The organism is Pontivivens nitratireducens, from assembly GCF_011290545.1.
GTDB lineage: Bacteria > Pseudomonadota > Alphaproteobacteria > Rhodobacterales > Rhodobacteraceae > Pontivivens > Pontivivens nitratireducens.
Genome location: NZ_CP049811.1, coordinates 781,822 through 799,960, shown reverse-complemented (window position 1 = coordinate 799,960; position 18,139 = coordinate 781,822). Strand labels below are relative to the sequence as shown.

Sequence of the window (18,139 nt, the reverse complement as noted above, 5' to 3'; positions counted from 1 at the left end):
GAGGCACCCATGCTTGACCACGGCTCGAACTTGCCCAAGGGCACCATCGTTATAGAGGAACTCGAAATCGGCATGTCCCGATCCGTGGGCAAAACGATAGGCATGGAAGAAATCGAAGCGTTCGCGGCGCTTAGCACTGATCACAACCCCGTTCATCTGGATGAGGATTACGCCCGCGACACCATTTTCGAAGGCCGCATCGCCCATGGAATGCTGACCGCCGGGCTGATTTCGGCCGTGATAGGGGAGCAGTTGCCCGGTCACGGAACGGTCTATCTGGGTCAAAGCCTCAAGTTCATGGCCCCCGTGCGCCCCGGCGATCATGTCGAGGCGACAGTGACTGTCGCGGCCATTGATTACGCCAAACGCCGTGTCACGCTTGATTGCGCCGCCCGCGTGGGCGATACCGTGGTCCTCAAGGGTGAAGCGATCGTGCTGGCACCTTCCGCGAAATTCGACTGAGACCAGCCGGTCCGCCCGGCATTATCCGGGTAAAACATGCAGCGTTACCAAAGCCTTGATGTGCCTCAAATCGCGCGCGGAGCCTCCGTCGCGATGGGCAATTTCGATGGCCTGCACCTTGGCCACCAATCCGTGCTCGATCTGGCGCGCCGGCCTGACATGCCGCTGGGCGTGGTGACATTCGAGCCGCACCCGCGTGAGGTCTTCGCCCCCGACGCCCCTCCGTTCCGGCTGATGAACGCGACTTCGCGCGCGCACCGGCTGGAAAAGCTCGGCGTCGAATACCTATACGAAATTCCGTTCGACCGGGCGCTGGCCGACCTCACTCCGCAAGCCTTCATGGATGAGGTGCTGATCGCCCGGCTTGGCATCGCCCATCTGGTTGTCGGTGCCGATTTCCGCTTTGGCAAATCGCGCAAGGGCAGCACGGACACCCTGTCACAGGCACCGTTCGCGCTGACCATTGCCCCCCTGCTCGAAGGATCGGACGGCGCGGTTTCCTCCACCGCGATCCGAACCGCCCTCAGCGAGGGTCGGCCCACCGATGCCGCCGCGATGCTGGGACACTGGCACCGGATCGAGGGCGTGGTTGAGCACGGCTTCAAACGCGGGCGAGAGATGGGATTTCCGACGGCGAACATCTCCATGGCCGGGCTGCATCTGCCGGCCTTCGGCATCTATGCCTGCCGGGTGGATGTTCGCGACGGCCCGCACAGCGGAACCTACGACGCCATCGCCTCGCTCGGCTCACGCCCGACATTCGGGGACAACGCCCCGAATCTGGAGGTGATGCTGCTCGACTTCTCGGGTGATCTTTACGGCGAGGAACTGTCCGTTGCCCTCATGCATTTCCAGCGTCCGGAACTGAAATTCGACGGCATGGAGCCGCTGATCGCCCAGATGCACCGGGATGTCGAAGAAACGCGCAGGCTTCTGTCCTGACAGGGCGGGGCACCCACTGGCGGCATCGACACCGGGCCTGTATAGCGGCCACATGACACACCGCCCGAAGTTCTGGACCCTGCCGCTCGACGCACTGACCCGCCCCGAATGGGAGGCGCTGTGCGATGGCTGCGGCAAGTGCTGCCTGCTGAAGCTGGAGGATGAGGACACCGGCGGCGTCGCCTACACAGACATCGCCTGCCGCCTGTTCGATCCCGCGACCTGTCGCTGCGGCAACTACGCCCTGCGAAAGCAACTGGTGCCGGGCTGTGTCGTGCTCGACGCGGAGACCCTGCCCCAGATTGCGCACTGGATGCCGCAGACCTGCGCCTATCGCCTGCGGCATGAGGGCAAGCCGATCCCCGATTGGCACCCCCTGATGACCGGCGACACAGAAAGCGTCGCACAGGCCGGCCATTCGATGGCTGGACGCACTGTTGCGGAATTCGAGGTCGATGAGGAAGAATACGAAGAACACATTGTGGAGGATCTTTCATGAATTTCGCCTCCGACAATTCCGGCCCGGCACACCCCAAGGTGTGGGAGGCGCTGACCCGCGCCGATCAGGGCTATGCCATGCCCTATGGCAACGATCCGCTGAGCCTATCGGTCGCGGATCGCCTGCGCGCGCTGTTCGATGTGCCTGACGCGGCGGTGGTGCTGGCGGCGACGGGAACCGCGGCGAATGCACTGGCGCTGGCTTGCCTATGCCCGCCCTGGGGGCGCATCTACTGCCACCGGCAGGCCCATATCGAGGAGGACGAGGGCGGCGCGCCGGAATTCTTCATCGGCGGTGGCAAGCTGACCCTGATGGACGGCGCGCATGGCCGCTTCACGGCGGAAACGTTGAGCCGTGCCATTGCTGAAACGCCCAACGGCATCCACTCCGTCCCGCCTGCAATCGTGTCGCTGTCCAATCTCAGCGAGGCAGGCACCCTGTGGCCATTAGCCGAAATAGCCGAGGTGGTCGGGATTGCGCATCGCGCGGGCATGGCGGTGCATCTGGACGGGGCGCGACTGTCCAACGCGATGGTGGCGGGCGGCTATACCCCGGCGGAGCTGATGCGCACAGGACTGGACGCCGTGGTTTTCGGCGGAACCAAGAACGGATTGCCGGGGGTCGAGGCGGTGATCCTGCGCGACGGCACGAAGCAGCAGGAGCTGGAGCGGCGGCGCAAGCGTGGCGGGCATCTGCTTTCCAAGCATCGCTACCTCGCCGCGCAGATGGACGCCTATCTGACGCATGATCTGTGGCGCGAACTGGCGGGCGCGGCCAACGATGCCGCCGCGCGACTGGCCAGCGCCATCGGGACCGAGGCGCTGATACATCCGGTCGAGGGCAACCAGATCTTCTGCCGCCTGTCGCGGGCCGCGCACCAGCGTCTGCACGCGGCGGGCGCGCAGTATTACCTGATCCCCGAGGCCTCGCTGGAGGGGGACGCGCACCAATTGCTGAGCGCGCGCCTCGTGTGCAACTGGGCCACAACGCAGGACCAGATCGACGCCTTCAGCGCCCTGCTCTAGAACATCTGCCGGATCAGGGCCGCGACCTCCGCCGGGTGGCTGATCGGCACCATATGCCCCGCGCCCGCCACCAGATGCGGTCGCGTGCTGAGCCGGCTGGCGATCTTCTCACATATGACGAGGGCGGAATTACGCGTCTGCGCACCGGCAATCACCTGCACCGGGCAAGGCAGCGAGGCGATCTGATCCAGCGTGATCTGATCCTTGTCGCGCCCGGTGACATCGTCAACGCTGGAAGCAACGAAATCCATCCGCGCGACGGAATAGTCACGCACGCTCTGCGGCATGTCATCCCAGGCCACACCACTGCCCCACAGGGCCATGAACTCCTTCGCAGCGCGCTCCGCGTCCCCTTTGGCGACGGCATCGACATAATGCGACGTGGCGGCCTCCTCAGCGATCGCGACCGGGTCGTCATCGTCCAGCAGATAGAACATCATCGGTTCGATCAGGGTGACGCTGGCCACGGCCTCGGGTCGGTCCAGCGCGGTGCGCAGAACGACGCCGCCACCGAACGAGTGCCCGACCAGATGCGCGGGACCCTCGCCCAGCACTTCGAGCATCGCATCCGCGGCCTGCCGTCGCGGACGCCGCGTGTGATCGGTGTCCGACTTGCCGTGACCGGGCAGGTCTAGAGCCTCGGCCCGGACCTCACCCAGATGGCTCAACATGCCACGCCAAGCCCCCGAATGCGCCAGCGAGCAGTGGGAGAGCAGGACACGGGGTCCAGACGATCCGGTTTTGTGCAGTCCGGTCTGCGCACCGCCCAGCATCATGCCTCACACTCCGGTCCGATATGCCCGTCGCTGGCCCGTACAACGCGTGCCTCCTGATAGGCCACGTGAATCCAGCGCGGCTCCGACGTCTCGTCATAGATATGCGCGGTACAGATCAGGCGGTTGTCGCGCGTCTGCTCAAAGGCCTGCGCGGGGCCGATCGCGGCCACCACATCGCGAAACGACATGCCGCTGCGCACCCGCTCCACCTGACTGTCCGACCCAAGCGTGAGGGGCGCACATGCCGCCAGCATCAACGGGGCCGCGATACAGCCCTGCCGCAGACCCGTCGCGGCATTTGCAAAATCCCCCCGCATCAGCCCGTCACCGCCAGATGAGCGTCCAGATACGGCAACCGGTCCTGTCCCCAGAACACCTCGTTGCCATGCACATAGGTCGGCGCGCCGAACACGTTCGCGGCCAACGCTTCATCCGTGTTGCGCTCATAGATATCCAGCGCCGATTGCAGGTCACGCTGCGCGATCCCCGCGTCGAAGCCCGCGGCGGTCAGACAGGTCTCGATCACGTCCTCGCGCGCGATGTCTTGCTCCCGTGCCCAGCAGGCCGACAGGATCTCGAAGCTCAGCTTGCCGACATCTCCTCTGGAATGCTCATGCGCGAATTCCTGCGCGTAGATGATCGCCGCCGCGGCGCGCTTGGGGTCCGTGGGCCAGTGCAGCGGCTGGGGATTTACCGGCAGGTTGTTCATCCGGGCGATTCGCGCGATTTCCTGCAAACGGTAGCTCTGACGTGAGGGATGACGCTTTCCCGGCGGCTGGGTGCCATGCTCGGCAAAGACGCGGAACAGATCGAATGGCTTGTAATTCACGCTGGCGCCGTGCTTTTGGGCGATCTCCTCCAGTTTCGTTCCCGCAAGATAGGTAAAGGGCGAAAGGGGGAAGAGGTAGTAGTCGATCTGTGTCATGTGCCGCTCCGATTCGTGACGTTTCCTCAGATAGGCTTTGCATAGCGCGTACTCAATGATATTGCCCGCCCATAACGTGCCACAGAGGTTTCCCATGCCGTTCAAGAGGACTGCCCCGATGAAATCCGACATCAACCTGAAGCTCATATCCGGAAACGCGAACAAGGAGCTGGCCGGCAACATCGCCCGGCGGATGACGGTCTATCGCGGCGCCCCCGTGAACCTGGCCAACGCGCGGGTCGAACGGTTCAACGACAAGGAGATCTTTGTCGAGGTTTTCGACAATGTCCGCGATGAAGACATGTTCATCATCCAGTCCACGTCCAATCCGGCGAACGACAACCTGATGGAACTGCTGATCATGGCGGATGCGCTGCGCAGATCCTCCGCCCAGCGGGTGACGGCGGTGATTCCCTATTTTGGATATGCACGGCAGGACCGACGCACCGCCGCGCGCACGCCGATCTCGGCCAAGCTGGTGGCAAACCTGATCGCGCAGGCCGGCGTTGACCGCGTTCTGACGATGGACCTGCATGCGGGCCAGATTCAGGGCTTCTTCGACATTCCGGTGGACAACCTCTATGCCGCCCCGGTTTTCGCGCTCGACATCAAGCAGCAATTCCCCGACCTGAGCGAGGTCACCGTCGTCTCCCCCGATGTGGGCGGTGTGGCGCGGGCCCGCGAATTGGCCAAGCGGATCGGTGCCGGACTTGCCATCGTGGACAAACGGCGCTCCAAACCCGGTGAGATCGAGGAGATGATGATCATCGGTGACGTGAAGGATCGCGTCTGCATCATCGTGGACGACATCTGCGACACCGCCGGCACCCTGTGCAAAGCCGCCGAACTGTTGCAGCAGGAGGGCGGCGCCAAGGAGGTTCACGCCTATATCTCGCACGGCGTCCTGTCCGGCCCCGCCGTGGGGCGCATCGCCGGTTCGGTCCTGAAATCGCTGGTCGTCACGGACTCGATCGAGCAGCCCCAGCCCGTGCAGGATGAGCCGCGCATCCGGGTCGTGCCCATCGGCCCGATGTTCGCGCAGGCGATCCTCAACATCTCGAACGGATCCAGCGTGTCATCGCTGTTCAATGAGGACACCCTCGGCCCGATTTACGAGGCATTCTATCCGATGAAGTGAGGCGCGATGCCGACACCTTTTGATCCGCAGGTCCTGCTCACCAGACCGCTGATGGCGATCCTGTCCAGCGTTTCGTCCGACGCAACGCCGTGCAACGCGCCGGTCTGGTTTCTGTGGGAGGATGACGCCCTGTGGATGCTGGGAAGCGAGGACAGCAGTTCCGTCCGCCGTTTGACCTCCCGCCCCGCCTGCGCGGTAGAGATCACCGAGTTCGATCCGGCGGTGGGAATCCTGTTGCACCTCGGCTTGCGCGGCAGCGCCAACATCGAGCCGAACGACCCCGCGCGGTTCCGGCGCCTGCTGAACCGCTATCTGGGCAAGGCGTCCGATTGGAACCAGTGGTTCGTGGATAATATTGCACGGATCGACGATCCGGCGGGGCGGTTCATACGGTTGCGCCCCGACAGCATGTTCACCAACAATGTGTCGTATTTCCGCAGCGGGCCCGATCTGGCCTGGCCCTGAGCCGAGATTGCTGACCCGTCAAACGTCCCATTTCTCATCCGGGTCGTCCAGCGGCCCCAGCGCCTGCCAGTCGATCCCCAGGCGCGCGATGCGCGTATCGTCCCAGACGCTGACCGCCATGACGAAGCCCGTCTCGCTGATCTCCTCCGCCCGAATGTTGAGCCTGAGATAGGTATCGGAATGGGCGTCGATCAGGGTGGGCGACAGATGCACCACCGGGATCGAGGCGAAGGCCCCGCCGAACGCGACCGGTTTTTCCACCCGACGCTCCCCCAGACCGTCCCACATATCCGTGGCATCGGACCAGTGATCGAACATCGTCACGAACCCTTCCGCGACGCCCAGCCAATTTGTGTCAATTCTTCTCATATCAACGCTTTAACGAAAAAACCCCGCCGGATCGACGGGGTTTTTAGGTAGTCTGCACCATGGCTCAAATATTGGGCGTGATACCCAATTGCTGCGCCAAAAACCGTGCGTGGTTCACGCGCTGGTTCATGGTGATATGGATGTCTGCGGGCGCGTCGAGTGCTGCCTTCTCGGCCGCGTCGATTACCCGTTCGATCCAGTCGGTCGTGACGTCGGCACGCAGGGATGCCTGCTCTGCCAACACGGTCAGACCGTCGGGACCGATTTCTGCGAAACCGCCGGTCACGACGTAATCGTGAACCTCACCGCCCTCATGCACTGTCATGAAACCGGGACGCAGAAGGGTCAGTGTCGGGACGTGATTCGGCATGACCGTCATCTCGCCCTCTTCACCGTGAAGCTGAACGCGCGTGACCTGAGCGGAGTGGAGGCTCCGCTCGGGGCTGACGAGATCGAACTGCATCGTATCGGCCATCATAGCCTCCTGTTCGGTGCGGTTTCAGGCTGACCCCGAAACCGCGACAGAGTTCATCAGGCCGCGGCGGCGGCCATCTTCTCGGCCTTGGCGATCACGTCCGCGATGCCACCGACCATATAGAACGCACCCTCGGGCAGGTGATCGTATTCGCCCGCCACAACGGCCTTGAACGACGCGATCGTGTCCTCCAGCGGGACCTGAACGCCCGGCGAACCGGTGAACACTTCGGCCACGTCGAAGGGCTGCGACAGAAAGCGCTGGATTTTCCGCGCGCGGGTCACGGTCAGCTTGTCCTCTTCGGACAGTTCGTCCATGCCCAGGATCGCGATGATGTCCTGCAGCGACTTGTACCGCTGAAGCATCTGCTGAACGTCGACGGCAACCTGATAGTGCTCCTCACCCACGACCTGCGGGTCGAGGATACGCGAGGTGGAATCGAGCGGATCAACCGCAGGATAGATGCCCAGCTCGGAGATCGCACGCGACAGAACCGTGGTCGCATCGAGGTGCGCGAACGAGGTCGCAGGCGCCGGATCGGTCAAATCGTCCGCAGGCACGTAGATCGCCTGAACCGAGGTAATCGACCCCGCCTTGGTGGAGGTGATCCGCTCCTGCATCTGGCCCATATCGGTCGCCAGCGTCGGCTGATAGCCCACGGCGGAGGGGATACGACCCAGAAGTGCGGACACCTCGGAACCGGCCTGCGTGAAGCGGAAGATGTTGTCCACGAAGAACAGAACGTCCGTGCCCGACTGGTCGCGGAACTGCTCTGCCATGGTCAGGCCGGACAGTGCCACACGCATACGCGCACCCGGAGGCTCGTTCATCTGGCCGTAAACCAGTGCCACCTTGGATTTCGTCAGGTCTTCGGCGTTGATGACGCCGGACTCGATGAATTCGTAGTAGAGATCGTTGCCCTCACGGGTCCGCTCCCCCACGCCGGCGAACACGGAATAGCCCGAGTGCACCTTCGCGATGTTGTTGATCAGCTCCTGAATCAGAACCGTCTTGCCCACGCCGGCACCGCCGAACAGGCCGATCTTACCACCCTTGGAATAGGGGGCGAGAAGGTCGATCACCTTGATGCCCGTGACCAGGATGTCCGAGGAGGTGGACTGTGCCTCGAATGTAGGCGCCTCACCGTGGATCGAGCGATACTCGGTCACGTTGACCTCACCCTTTTCGTCCACAGGCTCACCCACCACGTTCATGATGCGGCCCAGGGTGCCTTCACCCACGGGAACCTGGATGGAGGCCCCGGTATCGGTGACCTCCTGACCGCGCACCAGACCTTCGGTCGCGGCCATCGCCACGGTCCGAACGGTGCTTTCGCCCAGATGCTGTGCCACTTCGAGCACCAGCCGCTGGCCGTTATTGTCGCAGGTCAATGCGTTGAGGATCTCGGGCAGGTGGTCGTCGAATTGAACGTCGACGACCGCGCCGATCACCTGGGTGATTTTGCCGACAGCATTTGCCATGTCTGTTTCTCCAGTCGTCAGAGCGCCTCAGCGCCCGAAATGATTTCGATAAGCTCGTTGGTGATCGCAGCCTGACGTGTCCGGTTGAACTGGATGGTCAGGTCGTCGATCATCTCGCCCGCGTTGCGCGTCGCGTTGTCCATGGCGGACATCCGCGCGCCCTGTTCGGAGGCGGCGTTTTCGAGCAGAGCGGTGAAGATCTGCGTCGCGACGGAACGCGGCAGCAGATCCGCGAGGATCGCGTCCTCCTCGGGTTCGTAATCGTAGAGCGCGCCGCTATCGGCACCCTCCTCGACCACGGCCGGGATGATCTGCTGCGCGGTCGGGCGCTGGGTGATCACGTTCTCGAAGGCCGAGAAGAACAGCGTGGCCACGTCGAAATCACCCTGTGCGAAGCGGGACAGAACGTCATCGGCAATTTCCGAAGCGTTGTCGTAGCCGACACGCTTCACCCCCGACAGATCGACGTGATCGACCATCAGTTCACCGTAATCGCGACGCAATTGCTCCCGCCCCTTTTTTCCGACCGTGATGATCTGGACGGTTTTGCCATCGGCCAGCAGCTTGCGGATATGGGTCCGCGCCAGCTTGACGATGTTGGTATTGAAACCACCGCACAGACCACGTTCGGACGTGGCAACGATCAACAGATGGGTCTGGTCGGACCCGGTGCCGCGCAGCAGCATCGGGGCGGACGCGGAATTCTTCGCGCCCGCAGCCAGGTTGCCCAGCACGGCCTCCATGCGCTCGGCATAGGGGCGTGCAGCCTCCGCCGCTTCCTGCGCACGGCGCAGTTTTGCGGCAGCGACCATCTGCATCGCCTTGGTAATCTTCCGCGTCGATTTGACTGATTCGATGCGGATTTTCAGGTCCTTGAGGCTCGGCATATGCCTTGCTCCCTTCCCTTAACTATCTGCGACGGATCAGGCGAACGACTTCTTGAAGCTGTCGAGCACCGACTTGATCTTTTCTTCCAGATCACCGGCGACCTTGCGATCGTTGTCCCGGATATCGTTCAGCAGATCCGCGTGGTGGTTCCGCAGTTCCGACAGAAGACCCATCTCGAACGGCTTGACCTGATTGACGGCCAGGTCATCGAGATAACCCTTCGTACCGGCATAGATCACGATGACCTGCTCCGCATTGGTCAGCGGCGAATATTGCGCCTGCTTGAGCAATTCGGTCAGACGTGCACCGCGGTTCAGCAGCTTTTGAGTGGACGCGTCGAGGTCGGAGCCGAACTGGGCGAAGGCCGCCATTTCGCGGTACTGCGCCAGTTCCAGCTTGATCGAGCCTGCAACCGACTTCATCGCCTTCGTCTGTGCGGCGGAGCCGACGCGCGAAACCGACAGACCGGTGTTCACCGCGGGGCGGATGCCCTGGTAGAACAGTTCCGTCTCAAGGAAAATCTGGCCGTCGGTGATCGAGATCACGTTGGTCGGGATGAACGCGGACACGTCGCCGCCCTGCGTTTCAATGATCGGCAGTGCCGTCAGCGAGCCCGCGCCGTTGTCCTCGTTCAGCTTCGCCGAACGCTCCAGCAGGCGAGAGTGCAGGTAGAAAACGTCACCCGGATACGCTTCACGGCCCGGCGGGCGACGCAGAAGCAGGGACATCTGACGATAGGCGACCGCCTGCTTGGACAGATCATCATAGATGATCAGGCCGTGCATGCCGTTGTCGCGGAAATACTCGGCCATCGCGGTGGCGGAATAGGGGGCGAGGAACTGCATCGGCGCAGGCTCGGACGCGGTGGAGGCCACGACGATGGAATATTCCATCGCGCCGTTCTCCTCCAGCTTCTTCACCAGCTGGGCCACGGTGGATCGCTTCTGACCCACGGCGTTGTAGATGCAGTACAGCTTCTTGCTCTCGTCGTCGCCAGCCGCCTCGTTATAGGACTTCTGGTTCAGGATCGCGTCGAGCGCCACGGCGGACTTGCCGGTCTGGCGGTCGCCGATGATCAGCTCACGCTGGCCACGACCGACGGGGATCAGCGCGTCGATGGACTTGAGGCCCGTCAGCATCGGCTCGTGTACCGATTTACGGGGGATGATGCCAGGCGCCTTGACGTCCGCGATGCGACGCTCGGTCGCCTCGATCGGGCCCTTGCCGTCCAGCGGGTTGCCCAGCGCATCGACGACGCGGCCCAGCAGGCCCTTGCCGACGGGCACGTCCACGATGGACTTGGTGCGCTTGACGGTGTCGCCTTCCTTGATCTTGGAGTCGGAGCCGAAGATCACGATACCGACATTGTCGATTTCGAGGTTCAGCGCCATACCCCGGATACCACCCGGGAACTCGACCATTTCGCCCGCCTGGACGTTGTCGAGGCCGTGCGCACGCGCGATGCCGTCACCGACGCTGAGCACGCGGCCCACTTCGGCGACTTCGGCGTCCTGTCCGAAATTCTTGATCTGGTCCTTGAGGATCGCAGAGATTTCCGCGGCTTGGATTGCCATTATCCGACCTCTTTCATTACGTTTTTCATGGCGGCGAGCTTCGAAGCGATCGAGGTGTCGATCATCTTCGAGCCTACCTTGACGATGAGACCGCCGATGATCTTCTCATCGACTGTCGTGTTCAGTGTCACGTCACGGCCGACGGAGGCCTTGAGCGATGCGGAGAGCGCGTCGAGCTGTTCCGAGGACAGCGGCGTCGCAGATGTAACCTCTGCCGTGACCTCACCGCGCGCATCGGCGGCCAGCGCCTTTACGGCGGCGATCACGTCCGGCAGCACGAATAGGCGACGGCGCGAAGCCATCAGCTCCAGTCCGTTGCTGACCGTATTGCCGAGCGACATGGCCTGCGCCAGTGCACGCATGGCGTTTTGCTGGTCCGTACGGCTGTAGACCGGCGAGGAGATCAACTCCCGCAGGTCGGCGCTTTCGGCCAATGCGGATTCGATCGCGGTCAGGTCGGCTTCGACCTGCGCGACGGAATCGTCTTCCTGTGCGAGCTCGAACAGAGCCGTCGCGTAGCGTCCCGCGATTCCGGAGACATGGGCGGATGCTGTTGCCAAGGGGGCACCCCATTCTTGAGCAGACCATCGGGCATGACCGACGGGCCGCAGTGATTCATGACCGGCCGGTTGGGCGGCCTGCGGATGAAACTGGGCGGGTGATAGCAGAGCATTTCGCACAGGGCAATATAATCAAAAGCCTGAACCGCAATTGGACTTCTCAGCAACTACAAACCCTTAGCCTAAATGCAGGTCATATAACGCAGTTTCGCCCCATGAATCCGGGTGATTTATGTCGCAGTTGCACAGCAGCAGCGTGCGATTCAGGGCGAATCCGCAACACTTCGCCCCGCGCGACCCGGTTCCGGCACGCCCAGACCGCTCAATATGCTGATGGTCGTGCGGGCCTCGCGTTTCTTGCCCCGTGGCAGGGCATGAACCTGTTTGACGGCCTCCACCACCAATGCGCCAGCCAGACGGTGCGCGCGCAACCGCACGCCTAACCGCTCCGCCGTTCCCTGCATCCGCAACATGCCGCGCCTGTGCGAAGGGGGCAGATACAACGCCGCCTCACGTACCAGCGGTTCGAACCGATGCGCGCGAAGCTGGGTGTCGAGCTGTCCGAAACTGTAGGGCCGCCCGTGGCCGAAGGGAGTGACGTCGCGCTGCGCCCACATGCCGGTGCGGTTCGGCACGATGAAGATCACGCGCCCCCCCGGCGCCAGAACGCGCCAGATCTCCTCCAGCAAGGCGCCGGGGCGTTCACATGTTTCCAACCCGTGGGCGACAACGATCCGGTCGATGGAGCCTGCCTGCGCGGGCCAGTGCGTCTCCTGCACCAGCGCGCTGAGATTCGGCAGCCCCGGCGGCCACGGCATCACGCCCTGCGGCGCGGGCATGAAGCTCATCAGCCGGTCCGCCTCGGCCATGAAGGGTCGCAGGAACGGCGCGGCGAAGCCATAGCCCACCACGCTTTGCCCGCTGACATCGGGCCACATACCACGCAGACAGCGCTGCAGCGCTGATTGCGCGCCGCGCCCCAGACGGGTGCGATAGTAGAAAGCCTTCAAATCGACGACATCGAGATGCATTGCGCTATCTGCCCTGATGACACAGTTTCAAGATGACACTAGCCAAGGAAGGAGCCTCGCACCATGGCCCTCGACATTCAGACCGTTCCCTGTCTTTCGGACAACTACGCCTACATTCTGCGCGACGCCGCGACCGGCACCGTCGCCATCGTCGATGTACCCGAAGCCGCACCCCTGATTGCGGCGCTGGACGCGCGGGGGCTCGACCTCGACATGATCCTGCTGACCCATCACCACGACGACCACATTCAGGGGGTGGAGGAACTGCGCAGCAAATACGGCTGCAAGGTTATCGGCGGCAAGGCCGACGCCCACCGCCTGCCGACGCTGGATCAGGCCGTGGAGGAAGGCGACACCGTCACCGTCGGGGAAAGCGAGGGCCACGTGCTCGACGTATCGGGGCACACGGTCGGGCACATCGCGTTCCACTTCCCCGATTCCGATGCGGTGTTTTCCGCCGACAGCCTGATGGCGCTGGGATGCGGGCGGCTGTTTGAGGGGGACGGCCCGATGATGTGGGCCTCCATGCAGAAATTCCTCAACATGCCCGACAGCACCATCGTCTATTCCGGTCACGAATACACGCAGAGCAATGCGAAATTCGCGCTCAGCATCGAAGCCGACAATCACGACCTGATCGCGCGGGCCGCGCGCATAGACGAGGCGCGGCAACGCAACATGCCCACGGTCCCTTCTTCGTTGGCCGAGGAGAAGGCCACGAACCCGTTCCTGCGCGCACATATCGCCAGCGTGAAATCCGCCGTCGGCATGCCGGACGCCACCGATGCCGAGGTCTTTACCGAGGTGCGCAACCGCAAGGACAATTTCTAGGATCCAGCGAACGCCCGCGACGGGTCCGTCGCGGGCGTTCGTAGAAGACAACGTAGAAATAGCTGGACCGACCCCGTAGCGGAGACCCCGATGTTGAGCAGGGCACAAGCATTCGTCAGCCGATTGTGGGCAGCGGCCCCCATCGCGACGATCATCCTGTCGCTGGCGCTGGCGGGGACATTCTTCTTCGGCGTGCGGACCGTGCTGTTCTGGCAGGATCGCGCCATCAAGGTTCAGCAGGAGCAAGACCTGGCGGACTGGATGACGCCCCGCTACGTCGCGCGGTCGTGGCGGGTGCCGCCTGCCGTGATCCTCGAGGCGCTGAATGCACCGGTGCCACCCCCAGACGGCCCGATGACCCTGGCCGAACTGGCAGAGTTTCGCGGCGTGCCGGTCGAGCAGGTCATCGCAGAGGCGCAATCGGCCATCGCCGCATTCCGTGAGGGCACCCCCCGCGATACGCCAACAGGCAACGGCAGGACGCGCCGGGATGACTGAAACGATCGTCGAACTGATAACGGATTACGGCATCTATGTAATCTTTGCCTCGGCATTTCTGTCATGTCTCGCCCTGCCGATCCCCACATCGCTGATGATGCTGACCGGCGGCGCGTTTGTCGCCTCGGGCGATCTGGATGCGTGGCCTGTAGGGTTGTCCGCGCTGGCCGGGGCCATTCTGGGCGATCAGACAGGATATCTGATCGGCCGGGTCGGCGGCGGGACGCTGGTGGCGCGGTTGTCACGATCCCCCACGCGGGCTGCGGTGCTGAAACGGGCCACCGATCTGGTGGATCGCCGGGGCGGCATGGGGGTTTTCCTGTCCACTTGGGCTGTTGCGCCGCTGGGACCTTGGGTGAATTTCATCGCGGGCGCGACCGGGCTGAGCTGGCTGCGTTTCACCGTAGGAGATATTCTGGGGGAGGTGATCTGGGTCACGGTCTATATTGGATTGGGTTACACCTTCATGGATCACGTGACCGTCGTGGCCCAGATCATGACCGATATCGTCGGGCTGGTGGTGACGCTGGTTCTGGCGGCGGCGGCGACCCTGTGGATCAGGGGTGTCCTGCGCGCGAAGGCAAAGGCGCGGGCCGGGCGCCTCTAACTGCGCCCGAACAGCCTCTCGATGTCCTTCATCTTCAGCTCCACATATGTGGGACGGCCGTGGTTGCACTGGCCGGAATGGGGGGTCGCCTCCATCTCTCGCAGCAGGGCGTTCATCTCCTCCGCCTGCATCCGCCGCCCGGTACGGACCGAGCCATGGCAGGCGATCCGCGACAGGATCGCGTCCAGCTTGTCAGCGATCCGGGTGGTGGTGCCCTGGTCCGCCAACTCGTCGCAGATGTCCGTCAGCAGGGCCTTGCCGTCCACCTGTCCCAGCGCGGCCGGGACCGACTGGATGGCGACCGCGCCTGCGCCGAATGCCTCGATATCCAGACCGACCGCCGACAGGGTTTCGCGTGCATCGGCCAGTCGCGCCAGATCATCGGCGGGCAAGTCCACGATATCGGGGATCAGCAAGGCTTGCGACGGAACGGATCGCGCCGCCGCCTGCGCCTTCAGCCGCTCGTAGACCAGCCGTTCATGCGCGGCATGGGCATCGACCAGAACCATGCCGTCCGGGGTCTGCGCGACGATGTAATTCTCATGCAACTGCGCCCGTGCCACACCCAGCGGATAGGCCGGGGTTTCCTCAACCTGATCGGGCACGGCGGGGGCAGGCTCCGTCCGCGCGCCGGCCCAGCCGCTGCCATCGTCAGCGAAGCCGGTCGGGGCGGGCTGCACAGAATAGGGGGCGGGCCGGTCACCCAAGGACGGGCGATCCATCTGATAGATACGGGGCTGCGCGGCAGCCTCTGGCCGCATCGCGCCCAGCGTCGCATCCGCCACCGTGGTCGAAGCACGATGCCCTGCCTCCGCCAGGGCCTGTCGCAGACCGGACACGATCAATCCGCGCACCAGCCCGGGTTCACGAAAGCGGACCTCCGTCTTGGCCGGATGCACGTTCACGTCCACCTCGGACGGGGGGCAGGTCAGGAACAGGCACACCGCCGGATGCCGGTCCCGGCTGAGGAAATCGGAATAGGCACCGCGCAGCGCACCGGTCAGTTGCTTGTCACGCACGGGCCGCCCGTTGACGAACAGGAACTGCGCGACCGCCGCACCCCGGCTATAGGTCGGCAATGCGGCGAAGCCGGTCATGGTGATGCCCTGCCGCACGGCGTCGATTTCGATGGCGTTGGTTCGGAAATCCCGGCCCAGAACCGCCTCCATCCGCGCGGCGGGATCGGCCCGTTCGGCGGAATAGATCACCCGGCCCTCACCGCCGCCGGAAACGTCGCGCAGCGATATGGCGACGGCGGGCGCGGACAGGCTCAACCGTTTGACCACCTCGGATATGGCCTGCAATTCCGCCCGGTCGGTGCGCAGGAATTTCAGGCGTGCGGGCGTGGCGTGGAACAGGTCGCGCACCTCCACCACCGTGCCGCCGCGCAGGGTGCAGGGCACCGGATCGGCAAGGGCACCGCCATTGACCGAAATCTCCCACGCCTCCGCCCCGGCGACGCGGCTGGACAGACGCAACCGGGCGACCGCCCCGATGGAGGGCAGCGCCTCACCCCGAAACCCGAACGAGCGGATGTTGACCAGATCGTCACCGTCCAGCTTGGACGTGGCATGACGGCACAATGCGAGGGCCAATTCCCCCCGCGCGATGCCATGCCCGTCATCCGTGACCCGGATCAGCGTCTTTCCCCCGTCCGCCACGGCGATCGAAATCCGGCTGGCGCCAGCGTCCAGCGCATTTTCCAGCAGTTCCTTGACCGCGCTCGCGGGCCTTTCGACAACCTCCCCAGCGGCGATCCGATTGGATTCAGTCGGGTCGAGCTGCCGAATTGCGCGGCGTTCAGCATCTATGTTGCGGTCCTGATTTGTCATGAGACTAAATCTAGCATTCCTCATGCGAGTCGCCCACCCGGAACATGCGCGAAACAATCGCAAAGATTGACGTTACGTAAGCAGTCACATTATTGCGCATTCCTGCGTCGCATGTGGATTCGTGGCTTTCCTATCGTGCGATGACGTGTCACATAATTCTCACCCCAGCCTTGCGAGGAGACATGCCCATGAAAATCGGCGCGATCAAGGAAACCTGGCCCGGAGAGGCACGTGTGGCAATGACACCGCAAAGTGTCGCTGCCCTGGCCAAACTCGGACACGACTGCGTCATCGAAGCCGGTGCCGGCGCGGCTGCCCGCTTCAACGACGCCGATTACACTGCGGCAGGGGCGGAGGTTCTGCCCGACGCCGCTGCCGTCTATGCCGCCGCTGACGTGATCAGCAAGGTCCGCGCGCCCGACGATGCGGAAATCGGATACATCCGAGCAGGACAGACGATCATCTCGTTCATCTGGCCGGCTCAGAACCCCGAGCTTCTGGATACGCTCAAGGGCAAGGGCGCGACTGTGATCGCGATGGACATGGTGCCGCGAATCTCACGCGCGCAGAAGATGGACGCCCTGTCCTCCATGGCCAATATCGGCGGCTACCGCGCCGTGGTCGAGGCGTCGAACAATTTCGGACGGTTCTTTACCGGCCAGATCACCGCGGCGGGCAAGGTGCCCCCGGCGAAGGTTCTGGTGGTCGGTGCCGGTGTCGCCGGTCTGGCGGCCATCGGTGCGGCGACCTCGATGGGCGCGATCACCTATGCTTTCGACGTGCGCCCCGAAGTGGCCGAGCAAATCGAATCGATGGGCGCGGAATTCGTCTTCCTCGACTTCGACGAACAGCAGACCGATGGCGCGGAGACCGGCGGCTACGCGGCTCCCTCCTCACCTGAATTCCGCGAAAAGCAGCTTCAGAAGTTCCGTGAGCTGGCACCGGACGTGGACATCGTCATCACCACGGCCCTAATCCCCGGACGCGATGCGCCGGTGTTGTGGACCAAGGATATGGTCGAGGCGATGAAGCCCGGCTCCGTCATCGTGGATCTGGCCGCCGAGCGTGGTGGCAACTGCGAGCTGACCGTCGAGAACGAGAAGATCGAATCCGACAACGGTGTCACGATCATCGGCTACACCGATCTGCCCAGCCGCATGGCGACGCAGTCCTCGACCCTCTACGCGACCAACATCCGTCACATGATGGACGATCTGACTCCTGAGAATGACGGCGTGATCGTGCACAACATGGAGGACGACGTGATCCGGGGCGCCACCGTGGTGCACGGGAACGAAATCACCTTCCCGCCGCCCCCGCCGAAAACCAAGGCAATCGCGGCCGCAAAACCCAAGGCTCCCGAAAAGACCGCCGAGGAAAAGCTGGCGGAGGCAGCCGCCACCGCGCGCAAGAATGGCCGGATGCAAATGGCGGCACTGGTCGGCGGGGGCCTGCTGCTGTTGCTGATCGGGGCCATCGCGCCTGCCAGCTTCATGGCGCATTTCATCGTCTTCGTGCTGGCCTGCTTCATCGGCTATCAGGTGATCTGGTCCGTGACGGCGGCGCTGCACACGCCGCTGATGGCCGTGACCAACGCGATTTCGTCGATCATCATCATCGGGGCGATGCTGCAAATCGGCTCGGGCGAGGGGTGGGCCGTCGTGCTGGCCGCCATCGCGGTGCTGATCGCCTCCATCAACATCGTCGGGGGTTTCATGGTGACGCGCCGTATGCTCGCCATGTTCCAGAAGAGCTGAGGAA

21 protein-coding genes are annotated in these 18,139 nt (G+C 63.6%); 10 read left to right on the top strand and 11 right to left on the bottom strand.

The genetic code is table 11. From position 1 onward, the window contains the following. Window positions 1-9: 9 nt before the first annotated feature. Genes G8E03_RS03835 through G8E03_RS03820 form a run of 4 tightly spaced genes read left to right on the top strand, consistent with a single transcriptional unit; the run spans window position 10 to window position 2,928 of the window. Window positions 10-462 carry a MaoC family dehydratase gene (locus tag G8E03_RS03835; protein WP_166188853.1) on the top strand — a complete coding sequence of 151 codons (453 nt, stop codon included), beginning with the start codon at window positions 10-12 and terminating at the stop codon, window positions 460-462. A gap of 36 nt (window positions 463-498) precedes the next feature. Then, window positions 499-1,404 (top strand): bifunctional riboflavin kinase/FAD synthetase, encoded by a 906-nt coding sequence (locus tag G8E03_RS03830; RefSeq protein ID WP_166188850.1) that lies wholly within the window; start codon window positions 499-501, stop codon window positions 1,402-1,404. A gap of 52 nt (window positions 1,405-1,456) precedes the next feature. Further along, window positions 1,457-1,903, top strand: coding sequence for a YcgN family cysteine cluster protein (locus G8E03_RS03825; RefSeq protein ID WP_166193840.1), 447 nt, complete (start codon window positions 1,457-1,459; stop codon window positions 1,901-1,903). Beyond that, entirely contained in the window at window positions 1,900-2,928 is a 1,029-nt protein-coding gene (locus tag G8E03_RS03820; protein ID WP_166188847.1) for a threonine aldolase family protein, read from the top strand. Before G8E03_RS03825 ends, G8E03_RS03820 begins: the two co-directional genes overlap by 4 nt. On the opposite strand, the gene G8E03_RS03815 is transcribed toward G8E03_RS03820, so the two are convergent. The 3 genes from G8E03_RS03815 to G8E03_RS03805 are packed head-to-tail and all read right to left on the bottom strand — an operon-like array spanning window position 2,925 to window position 4,629. Next, window positions 2,925-3,704, bottom strand: coding sequence for an alpha/beta fold hydrolase (locus tag G8E03_RS03815; RefSeq protein WP_166188845.1), 780 nt, complete (start codon window positions 3,702-3,704; stop codon window positions 2,925-2,927). The two genes, G8E03_RS03820 and G8E03_RS03815, sit on opposite strands and share 4 nt — an antisense overlap. Further along, the gene (locus tag G8E03_RS03810; protein WP_166188843.1) at window positions 3,701-4,021 is read right to left on the bottom strand and encodes a hypothetical protein; all 321 of its coding nucleotides are present in this window, start codon (window positions 4,019-4,021) and stop codon (window positions 3,701-3,703) included. Before G8E03_RS03810 ends, G8E03_RS03815 begins: the two co-directional genes overlap by 4 nt. Continuing rightward, window positions 4,021-4,629 carry a 2-hydroxychromene-2-carboxylate isomerase gene (locus G8E03_RS03805; RefSeq protein ID WP_166188840.1) on the bottom strand — a complete coding sequence of 203 codons (609 nt, stop codon included), beginning with the start codon at window positions 4,627-4,629 and terminating at the stop codon, window positions 4,021-4,023. Before G8E03_RS03805 ends, G8E03_RS03810 begins: the two co-directional genes overlap by 1 nt. Before the next feature lie 118 nt (window positions 4,630-4,747). Between G8E03_RS03805 and G8E03_RS03800 the strand changes: the two genes are divergently transcribed. Beyond that, window positions 4,748-5,767, top strand: coding sequence for a ribose-phosphate pyrophosphokinase (locus tag G8E03_RS03800; protein ID WP_166188838.1), 1,020 nt, complete (start codon window positions 4,748-4,750; stop codon window positions 5,765-5,767). Between the two features lie 6 nt (window positions 5,768-5,773). Continuing rightward, window positions 5,774-6,232 (top strand): pyridoxamine 5'-phosphate oxidase family protein, encoded by a 459-nt coding sequence (locus G8E03_RS03795; RefSeq protein ID WP_166188836.1) that lies wholly within the window; start codon window positions 5,774-5,776, stop codon window positions 6,230-6,232. A gap of 18 nt (window positions 6,233-6,250) precedes the next feature. Here the strand turns inward: G8E03_RS03795 and G8E03_RS03790 are convergent, their stop codons facing one another. The 7 genes from G8E03_RS03790 to G8E03_RS03760 all read right to left on the bottom strand — a co-directional run bounded on the left by G8E03_RS03790 (window position 6,251) and on the right by G8E03_RS03760 (window position 12,610). Further along, entirely contained in the window at window positions 6,251-6,601 is a 351-nt protein-coding gene (locus tag G8E03_RS03790; RefSeq protein WP_166188834.1) for an H-type lectin domain-containing protein, read from the bottom strand. A 64-nt stretch (window positions 6,602-6,665) separates the two neighbouring features. Beyond that, a complete protein-coding gene (gene atpC, locus G8E03_RS03785) occupies window positions 6,666-7,076 on the bottom strand; it encodes an ATP synthase F1 subunit epsilon (RefSeq protein ID WP_166188831.1) in 411 nt (136 codons plus the stop codon). A gap of 56 nt (window positions 7,077-7,132) precedes the next feature. After that, on the bottom strand, window positions 7,133-8,557 hold the full coding sequence (atpD, locus tag G8E03_RS03780) for a F0F1 ATP synthase subunit beta (protein ID WP_166188829.1): 1,425 nt from the start codon (window positions 8,555-8,557) through the stop codon (window positions 7,133-7,135). A gap of 17 nt (window positions 8,558-8,574) precedes the next feature. Further along, window positions 8,575-9,444, bottom strand: a complete 870-nt coding sequence (locus G8E03_RS03775; RefSeq protein ID WP_166188827.1) for a F0F1 ATP synthase subunit gamma — start codon at window positions 9,442-9,444, stop codon at window positions 8,575-8,577. 36 nt (window positions 9,445-9,480) lie between these two features. Continuing rightward, window positions 9,481-11,019 carry a F0F1 ATP synthase subunit alpha gene (atpA, locus tag G8E03_RS03770; RefSeq protein WP_166188825.1) on the bottom strand — a complete coding sequence of 513 codons (1,539 nt, stop codon included), beginning with the start codon at window positions 11,017-11,019 and terminating at the stop codon, window positions 9,481-9,483. Beyond that, window positions 11,019-11,579, bottom strand: coding sequence for a F0F1 ATP synthase subunit delta (locus G8E03_RS03765; protein WP_166188823.1), 561 nt, complete (start codon window positions 11,577-11,579; stop codon window positions 11,019-11,021). The genes atpA and G8E03_RS03765 overlap by 1 nt, the downstream gene beginning before the upstream one ends. Before the next feature lie 263 nt (window positions 11,580-11,842). Then, window positions 11,843-12,610: a class I SAM-dependent methyltransferase gene (locus tag G8E03_RS03760; protein ID WP_166188820.1), complete on the bottom strand. Its 768-nt coding sequence runs from the start codon at window positions 12,608-12,610 to the stop codon at window positions 11,843-11,845. 63 nt (window positions 12,611-12,673) lie between these two features. Between G8E03_RS03760 and gloB the strand changes: the two genes are divergently transcribed. The 3 genes from gloB (at window position 12,674) to G8E03_RS03745 (ending at window position 14,546) form a co-directional block, all read left to right on the top strand. Then, a complete protein-coding gene (gloB, locus tag G8E03_RS03755; RefSeq protein ID WP_166188817.1) occupies window positions 12,674-13,441 on the top strand; it encodes a hydroxyacylglutathione hydrolase in 768 nt (255 codons plus the stop codon). 90 nt (window positions 13,442-13,531) lie between these two features. Beyond that, a complete protein-coding gene (locus tag G8E03_RS03750) occupies window positions 13,532-13,939 on the top strand; it encodes a hypothetical protein (RefSeq protein ID WP_166188814.1) in 408 nt (135 codons plus the stop codon). Next, window positions 13,932-14,546, top strand: a complete 615-nt coding sequence (locus G8E03_RS03745; protein WP_166188812.1) for a DedA family protein — start codon at window positions 13,932-13,934, stop codon at window positions 14,544-14,546. Before G8E03_RS03750 ends, G8E03_RS03745 begins: the two co-directional genes overlap by 8 nt. Here the strand turns inward: G8E03_RS03745 and mutL are convergent. Continuing rightward, the gene (gene mutL, locus G8E03_RS03740; RefSeq protein ID WP_166188810.1) at window positions 14,543-16,378 is read right to left on the bottom strand and encodes a DNA mismatch repair endonuclease MutL; all 1,836 of its coding nucleotides are present in this window, start codon (window positions 16,376-16,378) and stop codon (window positions 14,543-14,545) included. The two genes, G8E03_RS03745 and mutL, sit on opposite strands and share 4 nt — an antisense overlap. A 188-nt stretch (window positions 16,379-16,566) precedes the next feature. Here mutL and G8E03_RS03735 point away from each other — a divergent pair, with 188 nt between their 5' ends. After that, window positions 16,567-18,135 (top strand): Re/Si-specific NAD(P)(+) transhydrogenase subunit alpha, encoded by a 1,569-nt coding sequence (locus G8E03_RS03735; protein WP_166193837.1) that lies wholly within the window; start codon window positions 16,567-16,569, stop codon window positions 18,133-18,135. Window positions 18,136-18,139: the final 4 nt, after the last annotated feature.

Excerpts from the sequence above, each read along its gene's own strand:
- G8E03_RS03835 (WP_166188853.1), top strand. The coding sequence starts at position 10 with ATGCTTGACCACGGCTCGAACTTGCCCAAGGGCACCATCGTTATAGAG.
- G8E03_RS03830 (WP_166188850.1), top strand. The coding sequence starts at position 499 with ATGCAGCGTTACCAAAGCCTTGATGTGCCTCAAATCGCGCGCGGAGCC.
- G8E03_RS03825 (WP_166193840.1), top strand. The coding sequence starts at position 1,457 with ATGACACACCGCCCGAAGTTCTGGACCCTGCCGCTCGACGCACTGACC.
- G8E03_RS03820 (WP_166188847.1), top strand. The coding sequence starts at position 1,900 with ATGAATTTCGCCTCCGACAATTCCGGCCCGGCACACCCCAAGGTGTGG.
- G8E03_RS03815 (WP_166188845.1), bottom strand. The coding sequence starts at position 3,704 with ATGATGCTGGGCGGTGCGCAGACCGGACTGCACAAAACCGGATCGTCT.
- G8E03_RS03810 (WP_166188843.1), bottom strand. The coding sequence starts at position 4,021 with ATGCGGGGGGATTTTGCAAATGCCGCGACGGGTCTGCGGCAGGGCTGT.
- G8E03_RS03805 (WP_166188840.1), bottom strand. The coding sequence starts at position 4,629 with ATGACACAGATCGACTACTACCTCTTCCCCCTTTCGCCCTTTACCTAT.
- G8E03_RS03800 (WP_166188838.1), top strand. The coding sequence starts at position 4,748 with ATGAAATCCGACATCAACCTGAAGCTCATATCCGGAAACGCGAACAAG.
- G8E03_RS03795 (WP_166188836.1), top strand. The coding sequence starts at position 5,774 with ATGCCGACACCTTTTGATCCGCAGGTCCTGCTCACCAGACCGCTGATG.
- G8E03_RS03790 (WP_166188834.1), bottom strand. The coding sequence starts at position 6,601 with ATGAGAAGAATTGACACAAATTGGCTGGGCGTCGCGGAAGGGTTCGTG.
- atpC (WP_166188831.1), bottom strand. The coding sequence starts at position 7,076 with ATGGCCGATACGATGCAGTTCGATCTCGTCAGCCCCGAGCGGAGCCTC.
- atpD (WP_166188829.1), bottom strand. The coding sequence starts at position 8,557 with ATGGCAAATGCTGTCGGCAAAATCACCCAGGTGATCGGCGCGGTCGTC.
- G8E03_RS03775 (WP_166188827.1), bottom strand. The coding sequence starts at position 9,444 with ATGCCGAGCCTCAAGGACCTGAAAATCCGCATCGAATCAGTCAAATCG.
- atpA (WP_166188825.1), bottom strand. The coding sequence starts at position 11,019 with ATGGCAATCCAAGCCGCGGAAATCTCTGCGATCCTCAAGGACCAGATC.
- G8E03_RS03760 (WP_166188820.1), bottom strand. The coding sequence starts at position 12,610 with ATGCATCTCGATGTCGTCGATTTGAAGGCTTTCTACTATCGCACCCGT.
- gloB (WP_166188817.1), top strand. The coding sequence starts at position 12,674 with ATGGCCCTCGACATTCAGACCGTTCCCTGTCTTTCGGACAACTACGCC.
- G8E03_RS03750 (WP_166188814.1), top strand. The coding sequence starts at position 13,532 with ATGTTGAGCAGGGCACAAGCATTCGTCAGCCGATTGTGGGCAGCGGCC.
- G8E03_RS03745 (WP_166188812.1), top strand. The coding sequence starts at position 13,932 with ATGACTGAAACGATCGTCGAACTGATAACGGATTACGGCATCTATGTA.
- mutL (WP_166188810.1), bottom strand. The coding sequence starts at position 16,378 with ATGACAAATCAGGACCGCAACATAGATGCTGAACGCCGCGCAATTCGG.
- G8E03_RS03735 (WP_166193837.1), top strand. The coding sequence starts at position 16,567 with ATGAAAATCGGCGCGATCAAGGAAACCTGGCCCGGAGAGGCACGTGTG.